General features: G+C 59.9%; 8 protein-coding genes. 4 read left to right on the top strand and 4 right to left on the bottom strand.

Annotated features, from left to right (window positions below; translation table 11 throughout):
* On the top strand, positions 1 to 1,350 hold a 1,350-nt coding region (locus QUG01_RS19620; RefSeq protein ID WP_500831561.1), incomplete at its 5' end, for a type I secretion C-terminal target domain-containing protein.
* A gap of 78 nt (positions 1,351 to 1,428) precedes the next feature.
* On the opposite strand, the gene QUG01_RS19625 is transcribed toward QUG01_RS19620, so the two are convergent.
* On the bottom strand, positions 1,429 to 3,267 hold the full coding sequence (locus QUG01_RS19625) for a bifunctional diguanylate cyclase/phosphodiesterase (protein ID WP_500831562.1): 1,839 nt from the start codon (positions 3,265 to 3,267) through the stop codon (positions 1,429 to 1,431).
* Positions 3,268 to 3,358: 91 nt separating this feature from the next.
* Complete coding sequence (locus QUG01_RS19630; protein WP_500831563.1) at positions 3,359 to 4,066, bottom strand: transglutaminase-like cysteine peptidase; 708 nt, start codon at positions 4,064 to 4,066, stop codon at positions 3,359 to 3,361.
* Between the two features lie 104 nt (positions 4,067 to 4,170).
* On the opposite strand from QUG01_RS19630, the gene QUG01_RS19635 reads away from it, so the two are divergent.
* Positions 4,171 to 5,778 (top strand): TolC family outer membrane protein, encoded by a 1,608-nt coding sequence (locus QUG01_RS19635; protein WP_500831564.1) that lies wholly within the window; start codon positions 4,171 to 4,173, stop codon positions 5,776 to 5,778.
* Positions 5,779 to 5,789: 11 nt separating this feature from the next.
* Here QUG01_RS19635 and QUG01_RS19640 read toward each other — a convergent pair whose 3' ends face one another.
* Both QUG01_RS19640 and QUG01_RS19645 read right to left on the bottom strand, forming a co-directional pair.
* Positions 5,790 to 6,122 (bottom strand): SMR family transporter, encoded by a 333-nt coding sequence (locus tag QUG01_RS19640; protein ID WP_103318684.1) that lies wholly within the window; start codon positions 6,120 to 6,122, stop codon positions 5,790 to 5,792.
* 3 nt (positions 6,123 to 6,125) lie between these two features.
* Complete coding sequence (locus QUG01_RS19645) at positions 6,126 to 6,575, bottom strand: multidrug/biocide efflux PACE transporter (RefSeq protein ID WP_500831565.1); 450 nt, start codon at positions 6,573 to 6,575, stop codon at positions 6,126 to 6,128.
* Between the two features lie 90 nt (positions 6,576 to 6,665).
* Here QUG01_RS19645 and QUG01_RS19650 point away from each other — a divergent pair, with 90 nt between their 5' ends.
* Positions 6,666 to 7,565 carry a LysR family transcriptional regulator gene (locus QUG01_RS19650; RefSeq protein WP_500831566.1) on the top strand — a complete coding sequence of 300 codons (900 nt, stop codon included), beginning with the start codon at positions 6,666 to 6,668 and terminating at the stop codon, positions 7,563 to 7,565.
* Between the two features lie 87 nt (positions 7,566 to 7,652).
* Positions 7,653 to 8,027 carry a hypothetical protein gene (locus QUG01_RS19655; RefSeq protein ID WP_500831567.1) on the top strand — a complete coding sequence of 125 codons (375 nt, stop codon included), beginning with the start codon at positions 7,653 to 7,655 and terminating at the stop codon, positions 8,025 to 8,027.
* Positions 8,028 to 8,109: the final 82 nt, after the last annotated feature.

The following is an 8,109-nucleotide window of genomic DNA, read 5'->3' on the forward strand; positions in this document are numbered from 1 at the left end:
GCCAGCGGTTACGGCGTCACCACCCAATCGATCCTGACCCTGAACGGCGCCTTCAGCGCCGCCGCCGGCAATTACACCCTCAATGTCAACGCCGACGACGGTTTCCAGATCATCGTCGACGGCCAGGTGGTCAGCCAGTTCGCCGGCAATGAGGCGCAAACCGAGCACGATGTGGCGCTGACCCTCGGCGCCACCGCCGGCAATCTGCACGCCATCCAGATCGTGTTTTGGGATCAGGGCGGCAACGCCGTGCTGCAGGTCGGCCTGACGCCGGCGGGCGCGCCGGCCGGCGCCACGCCGACGCCGCTGACGCTGTCGTCCAACACCCTGGTCGGCAGCGTGACGCTGGACAGCAATGATCAGCAGGCGCTGAACAACCACGGCAGCCTGACGGTGACGGAAGGCGCCAGCCAGATCAGTCTGGCGCTGAACGCCAACGGCCAATTGGTCGATGGCAGCGGCACCGTCTATGCCTACCAGAACGGCGTGGTCTATCTGCCGCTTGGGAGCGCAAGCGAAGCGGCCACTGTGGCGGCTACCGTGACGGATGGCGCGGGAAATGTTTCGCTAAATGCTTCGGGCAGCTACACCCCGTTAGGGATGCCGCAAATCACGCTGGGCGAGCCCGGCAGCAACCATCAAGAACAGGCCACGGTGGGGCTCGATGCCAACAGCCTGGCCAATCATGGTTATGCCAGCATCGTCGTCAGCGAAGCCGGCGCCAGCACCACCTCGGCCGTGCATAGCGATGGCAGCATCACTGGCTCGACCGCCTCGGTGACGGCCGCTTATGCCCAGGGCAATGTCGATCTCGCCATCGCCACACCCGCCAATGCGCCGGATGTGACCATCACCGCCACGGCGACAGACAGCTATGGCCACAGCAACACGGTCAGCCAGATGCAGGTCTTTGCGGCGCACGGCAGCGCGGTGACGGCGATAGCAGGCGTGGAAACCTTCAAATTCGAGGCCTCGTTCAACGGCCACGCGGGCACACCTTCCGTGGAGACCATCCAGCAATTCAATACCGGGACCACTCAATCCGGCGCCCCTGCTGATGTGCTGGACTTACGGGATCTATTAATAGGCGACAGCCACAATGGCGCGGATCCATCATCGATAGGCAATCTGGCCAACTATCTGCATTTCAGCACCGTCAATAATAATGGCACGGTCAGCACGGTGGTCCATGTCAATGAGAATGGCGCCATCAACGCCAATAGCCCGACATCCGATACGGCGCAGATCGTATTGCAGGGAGTGGACCTGACGCATTCGGGCAGTTCGCTGCTAAGCGACCAAGCCATCATTCAAAAGCTGCTGGGCAGCGGCCAGCTGCACACGGACTAAAGCCGGCTAAAAACGCAGCGGGGGCGCTCAAGCGCCCCCGTTTCCCTCTGCCCAAAGCTTGCGAATCGTTGACGGCAGTTACTTTACTGCAGGCCCCGTCAAAAGCTGGACGCCAATCTCGATCAAGGAGGCTTTGTCTTGCGGCGTGGCCACGCCTTTTGCCTCCAACTCCACCACCATCAGGCTTGCCATGCGCAGCATGCCACGCAACAGGGCCTCTCGCCCCTGGTCCTGATGGATATTGTGGGTCAGCGAGTGATCAAGAACCAGATAATCGATTCCGGCCTCATGCAACCGCGCGACCAACTCCATATTATGCCCCTGGATTTCCACTGCGACTCGATGCCCCGCTCCCCTGACGCCGCGGGCAAACGCGACAAATGCCTGCCAATTATCTTCCAGACCTGCCTCATCGAATTCGAAGTGAATCCTGCGTTTGGGATGCTTGCCCAGCAACTGCTGGGTCTGGGGCAGAAAATCAGAGGCGCTCAAGGAGGCAGGGGAAACATTGATGGCCAGCCGCCCGTCCGGCCCCTCGCGCAGGGCCAGCGCGAGCGTTTTGAGATCCAATGCCGCGCTGCGTCCCAGACGCAAGGCATGCGCCACCAGCCTCATCGCGCTCATTTGCGGCAAATGCTCGGTCTGGACCCGATACAACATGCCCTCCTGCCAGGCAACGGATCCATCGGCAAGACAAACCGGATACCAGCGCAAGCGCAGGGCATGGTCGTCACGGATGCTGTCAAACAGGCTTTGCCAGTTGAAATCCAGCAGGCCATCCGGCGCGGCTCCGGCGCGGCTATCCATTTCCCAAGCATTGCCCCCCTTCGCTTCCGCCAGGGAAAGCGTCTGATTGGCCTGAGTCAGCAACTGATGACGGCCATCTCCGCTATGGAACGGCACAATCGCCAGATTGGCCACGCCGGGACGGTCTATCAAATCCATGCTCTGATAACGGCCCCAGCAAGCGCATAGCTCATCGGCCAACTTGCACGCCTCGCGGCTATCGATCTCCGGACACAACATCGCAAAATCGGCGCCGCGCAAGCGGGTGGCCATCCAACCGGGATGAGGCTGGCAGCGCTGCGACAGATCGTCCGCAAGACACTTGAGCAAGGCATCTGTCTTGCTGCCGCCCAGCCTCTGGTTCAGCTCCATCAGATTGGCCACCCTGACCAAGAACAGAAAGCCGCGCACGGGGTCTTCCTCTTCTTTCAAAAGCCCCCCCAGGCGCAATTCAAATGCTTCCCGATTGGGCAAGCCCGTTGAGTTGTCGGTCAGGATTTTCTGCCGCATCAGGTCCAACTCGTCGCGCAAACCATCCAGATAGCGCTGCAGCCGATCCACCATATGATTCATCGCCAAGGCCACTTCCGCCAAATCCGGAATGCCGGGGATAGGAATCTTGTGAAAGCGCCTTTCGCTGATGGCCTGAGCCTGCCGCACCACGCTGGAAAGCTGCCGTTTCATCTGACGAATGTCCAACGCGCCGATCAAGGCCGCGACAATCCCGATTGCGCACAACCAGTACACCGTATGCAAGGCGCCGCGCCACAGCGAGAGGTAGGCGTAGTTGGGCTGCGATTGCACGATGATCCGCCCGGCCTGCATCCAGCCATTGGACACCTGGGCCATGCCGGGAGAAGGCTCCAGCGGCAAAAGCCTGCGAAACCACCCCGGCACCTCGCTTTCGGGCTGAGGCGACGCCAGATTGACCAGCGCTTTGCGGTCCACGCCTTCCCAGCGGATCAGGGAAAAATGCCCTTGATCGAAACTGGAATTCAGCAAGGTTTGCGCCATGACCGGATCGGCATGATATTGCGTCAGCATCAGCGCCAAGCCATGCGCGGTATCGACGCTCTGCGCATTCAGCTGCTGCTCCAGATAACTGCGGGCATGCAGCAGATTAGCGATCAAAGCTCCCCCAATCGAAAGGAGTACAACCAATCCGATCAATACGGATAAGCGCTGGATCAACGATAATTTTTTTTTGCTCACGAGCATTGCCTCAAAATTCAAAGCCTTCAGCTTTTAATTTAGTCAACAACTGTTTCCACCGTCCAAGTCTATCCACCTCATTGCTGGTCTTGCCGCCCACTACGATATTTTCCATATTGAAACTGAACACCGGAATCAAATCCGGGCGCCGCGAAGCCGGCTCTATGCTGTCGATCAAATTATCCAGAATCAGCGGCTCGGCAGTAGGCGTCGGATAATAAGCCAACACCATATGCGCCTGGGTAAGGTGGCTGACTCCGCCGCCTATCTGGGCTTTGACATACACCAAACGCAGCTTTTGCGGCGCGATGCCCAATAGACGAAAAGACACGTATTTATTGATGACGAAGCTTTTGCAGTCTCCCGCGCCCTTGCCGAAGGTTTCCAATGGCGTCGCCCAATAATCGGCCTGATTCCATACAGATTCGTTTTCGGCATACTGAATGCGCCGGTTAAAAAACACATTGATGTTTTTCAGCGCCTCGGCATCCGGATGATTGGCCAAAGACTGCAGCAAAGACTGCCATTGATGAAACAGCTTTTGCGCCTTGGGCCCATAGCGGGCGACAGTTTGCTCCGAAGGAAGGGTGCTGGCGGACAGGAAAGGCTGCGCCAGCAAACAGCAAGCCAGAGACAGGCATCTGAGCCAAGCCATCGCTCTGGAAAATTTGAAGGACCTCGCAGGGGCCGGAGGAGTCAGGACGTCGACCGATGCCATCTGTCCTCCTCCAGAAAGGGAATCGTCTACTATTCCTTTAGAAGGATAGTCGGACGCAAAAAAAATGCATTTGCGGCAGTTGCATAATCCAGGGGCAGTGACCGATGAACCAGACAACGCGCATCATCCGTTTATCACTGGCAATGACCGCGGCTGCCGCTTGGTCTGGCGCCTGCCACGCTTACACCCTGCGGGAAGCGGTGGGCCTGGCGGTATTGAACAACCCGGAAGTGCTGTCGAAACTGCATGATTTCAGATCGTCGGAAGACGATGTGCGCGCCGCGAAAGCGAACTACTACCCAACAGTCGACTTGAACTACGAAAGAAACCGGCAAGTCTTCGACTATCCGCCGAACACCGTCGCCTCGCAGCACTATACGACCAAGGGCTGGACCGTAAACCTCAATCAAAGCCTGTTCAGCGGCCTGCAAACCTATAACCAGGTCAAAGAGCAAGGCTATGGCGGCCTGGCCCGCTATTTCGACTTTCTGCAGACCTCGGAAAACATCGCGCTGCAAACCACTCAAGCCTACGCCGATGTATTGATGTATCGGCAATTCGTACAGATCGCCAAGGATAACTATGCCTTGCACAAGGGCATTCTCGGCCAGATTCTGCAACGGGTTCAGTCGGGCGTGGGACGGCGGGTGGATCTGGAGCAGGCCAATGGTCGGATGGCGCAAGCCGAATCCAACCTGATTGTCGACAACACCAATCTGCTGACCGCCGCCTCGCGCTTGGCGCGGCTGATTGGCCCCTTGCCGCAAGAGGACATGGCGGACCTGCCCAGCCTGGATGGCGCACTGCCGCCGCCTCAGCAGCTGATGCAGCAGGCCATCGGGCACAGCCCGGCCTTTCTGGGGGCCCTGGCCTCGCTCGACGCGGCCCATGCCGAAGTCAATGTGCGCCGGGGCGCTTTTTCGCCTACCGTATCGCTGCAGCTGAGCAAAGCGCCCACCGAGAATTACGATGGCTATCCAGGCACCACCCATCAGGCTTCGGTTGCCATCATTTTCGGCATCAACCTGTTCCGTGGCGGCGCGGACCGCGCCCAGTTGGCGTCCGCATCGGAAAAATACAATTCGGCTCTGGATCAGACCGAGCTGGCCTGCCGCAACCTGCGGCTGAATCTCGAGCAATCCTATGCGACGCTGGTGCGCTACCGCTCGCAGCTCTCCCCGCTATTGCAGCACCAGCTGTCCACGGAAAAAGCGCGGAATGCCTATCGCAAGCAATTCGACATCGGCCAACGCACGCTGCTGGATGTGTTGGATAGCGAGAACGAGCTGTTCAGCGCGCGCCGCGACTACATCAACGCGCAAATCCAGCTTTCCGTCGCCCAGGCATCGGTGTTGGCCTATTCCGGCGCGCTGCTCGACGCGCTTCAGTTGAAGGCCATGGATGACGGCGCCGACAAGGACTTGCTGCAACATATGAGCAGGCAGGAATGCGGCGGCGGCATGCAAACGCCGACGCCGATTGACATCAACGCCATTCCCGGGAAACTGATCTTCGATCCGCCCTCCAGCTCAAGCATTCGCATGCCGGCCACAATGAGTTCGGATCAAACGCAGCAGCCGGATAAATCGGCAGGCAAAAAGCCGGGATGGCAGGACGCCACACCCGCGCAGGACTCGACCCGCAACAACAATAACAACGCGCCCGCCCCGGCGGACACGGCGCCGCGCGTCATCATCCGCCAGGCGCCGTGAACGCGGCAGGCTCAATGCGCCGCGCTGTTGGAAAACAGATTGATCACCGCCACGCCGGCGATGATCAGCCCCATGCCGACGATTGCCGGCAGGTCCAGCTTCTGGCCGTATAGCAGCCAGGCGATCAAGGAGATCAGCACAATGCCGATGCCGGACCACAAGGCATAGGCGATGCCCACCGGGATGTGCCGCAGCGTCTGCGACAACAGGTAAAAAGCCACCATATAGCCGCCAGCGGTCAGCAGCGATGGCCACAGCCGGGAAAAACCATCCGACGCCTTCAGCGCCGAGGTCGCCACCACCTCGGACAGGATGGCCCCCATCAGAAACAACCATACTTTCATTGATTACTCCATGGCCGCGGCCAGCGCGCGCCGCTCGATGAGCCGGGCGCGCAGATGGTCATACAGCCAGTTGAACACATAGGTGTAGGGCAGGAAAAACGCGAAGAAGCCCAAATCCAGCAAGAACGCCTGCCAGTAGCTCACATTCAGCCACCAGGCTGCCAAGGGCACCAGCATCACCACCAAGCCGCCCTCAAACAGCAAAGCGTGCAAGCAACGCACCGCCACCGTGCGCTTCAGGCCCCTGGCGCGCTCAAAGCGGTCGAATAAAGCGTTGAACAGCATATTCCACAGCATGGCCGCCGTAGACATCATCAGCGCCAGCGCACCCATGTGCAGCACGCTTTCGTTCATCAGCAATGAGGCCAGCGGCACCAGCAAGGCCATCGCGCAGGCCTCATACAACACGGCATGCAATACCCGTTCGCCCAGTTTTTTATCTGTCGCGTTCATAGACGTCTCTCATCAGCAAAAAGTGCAATCCACGCGATTATGATTGGGAAATCGGATACGATAAAAATATCATTGATCGGAAATGCCGATATGTCTATCTCGCTCGATGCGCTCACCGCCTTCGTCTACGCCGCCGACCTTGGCTCTTTCTCCGCCGCCGCGCGCCGGCTGGGCAAAAGCCAGTCCACCATCAGCGAAGCCATCGCCAACCTGGAAATCGACCTGGGCAGCAGCCTGTTCGACCGAACCGCCCGTCAACCAAGCCTGACGCCTGCCGGCCAATTGCTGCTGCCGCAGGCGCGCCAAATCATGTCCGCCAGCCAGGCCATGCAGCAACAGGCGGCGCAATTGAGCGCCGGCGTGGAAACGCGGCTCACCCTGGTGCTGTCCGACACCTTCCAGTCCCACACGCTGGAAAACGTGGCCAGCCGGTTGGAAGCGCGCTACCCGCTGCTGGAACTGGAGTGCCTGGTCGGCGAGCAGGAAGACGTGCTGGACCTGATTTTGTCCGGCCGCGCCCAATTGGGCCTGGTGGGCGCCATGGAGCGCTATCCGCCCGACATCGCCCACCGGCGCCAGCGCGACTCCAGCGAGCTGGCGCTATTCGCCGCCTACCGCCATCCGCTGGCCACGCAGAGCGCCATCGACGAAACGCAGCTGAGCCAGCATCGCCAGCTGCGGCTCAATACCTATGGCGACAAAACGCCGCCGCGCTGCGGCCAGCGCCAATGGTATGCGCCCAGCTACCTGATGCTGCTGGACATGGCGCGTCTGGGCGTGGGCTGGGCTGAACTGCCATGCTGGCTGGTCAAAAGCTTTGGCGGCGGCGAATTGAAGCAGCTGGACGTCGCCGGCTGGCCCAAGCGCATGCCGGTGGATTTGGTGTGGGCGGCGCGCCGGCCGCTGGGCGCGGCAGCAGGATGGCTGCTGGAGCAGCTGGCTGGCACAGCCCCCGTCCATCCAGCTCCGCGCCGGACCAATACTGACTAAAAGATCAGTCCAAGCCGCTGATCCAAATAAGCTTTCCTATGCTTCCCGAGCCAGGCCACCGTCAGGCCCCAACCGCAGGAGAGCGATATGAGCCATCCCGTCGTAACAGTAAAAAACCACTCCAGCCACCACGTCTATATCGAGGGCGATCCCAACTGGGATGACCAAGTGCTGCTGCTGAACAATCAACCGCTGCCAAAGCTCTACTCGCTGGCGCCGGACAAATCCATCCAGCTCAGCGTGGACTGGAGCGGCCCGGGCAACGAGTACATGATGGGGGTGATTTTCGCCGACGGCCCAAAATACGATTACGGCGGCGATGGCTTCTATCAGCTGACCATAGGCCAGTTCAATGACAGCGGCCTGCTAGGCGTAACCGATGGCGATGGCCATGCCAAGGTCTGCTATAGCGTGAGTCAGCAAACGGCATGGGAGATGGTCATGGATTTTGCCGACAGCTAAGTCACAAACAAAACCGGCCCCGCAGGGCCGGTTGGTCTTGATGCTTGCACCGTCGGCGCTAGGCCGGCACCGCCGCCGCGCT

The sequence above is a fragment of the Chromobacterium sp. CCUG 76385 genome, assembly GCF_059916625.1.